This is a genomic window from Salipiger sp. HF18 (genome assembly GCF_011806505.1).
Lineage (GTDB): Bacteria > Pseudomonadota > Alphaproteobacteria > Rhodobacterales > Rhodobacteraceae > Salipiger > Salipiger thiooxidans.
Genome location: NZ_JAATOS010000964.1, coordinates 1 through 622, shown reverse-complemented (window position 1 = coordinate 622; position 622 = coordinate 1). Strand labels below are relative to the sequence as shown.

At 74.1% G+C, this 622-nt stretch carries 2 protein-coding genes; both read right to left on the bottom strand.

The window, feature by feature from the left end:
• A partial coding sequence (locus tag HC022_RS28290) for an AtpZ/AtpI family protein (protein WP_167454570.1) occupies positions 1 to 255 on the bottom strand: 255 nt, incomplete at its 3' end.
• Positions 252 to 622, bottom strand: a 371-nt coding sequence (locus HC022_RS28285; protein WP_167454569.1) for a F0F1 ATP synthase subunit epsilon, incomplete at its 5' end; no start/stop codon positions are given. The genes HC022_RS28290 and HC022_RS28285, both read right to left, overlap by 4 nt.

Here is a 622-nt window from a genome sequence, read left to right as displayed (position 1 = left end):
GTGCAGGCCGATGGCCGCGCCGATCATGATCGCGGGGGCGGTGAAGAACACGCCCGTGTCGAAGGTCCGGTCGGCAAGCCGGCCCAGCAGCACGCCCAGCAGCGTCGGCACCACGATGGCCCAGCCCAGGATACCGATCTGCCCGAGCCGCGCGCCGAGCGAGGGTTCGGGGTCGTCATGGGCGAGCGTCTCGCGCGCCGCCTCGCGGCGGGCGGCATCGGCAGTGTCGTCGCGGGGATCGTGGCGGCGGCTCATCGGCCCTCGGCTCCCGGTCCGGCGTCGAGCTTGGGCGGATGCGCGAAGCCGTTCGACTGCCCCGGACGCAGGTAGCGCATGAGCTGGCGCACCGCCTGCGAATGCAACCGCAGCTGCTCGACCCGCGCGCGGCGGTCGGCGTCGGCCTCGTCGCTGCGCAGGCTCGCGACCTTGGCCGTCAGCGCCGCGAGATCGTCGCCGAGAATGCCCTCGCGACAGGCCACGGCGACATGGGTTCCGTCGCGCACCGTCAGCAGACCCGCGCGCAGGGCGCAGAAGTGCAGCGCACCGCCCGCGTCGCGCCAGCGCAGCACCGAGGCGGGCAGCGAGGTCAGGAAATCGGCGCGGCCGGGCAGGATGCCGAAGG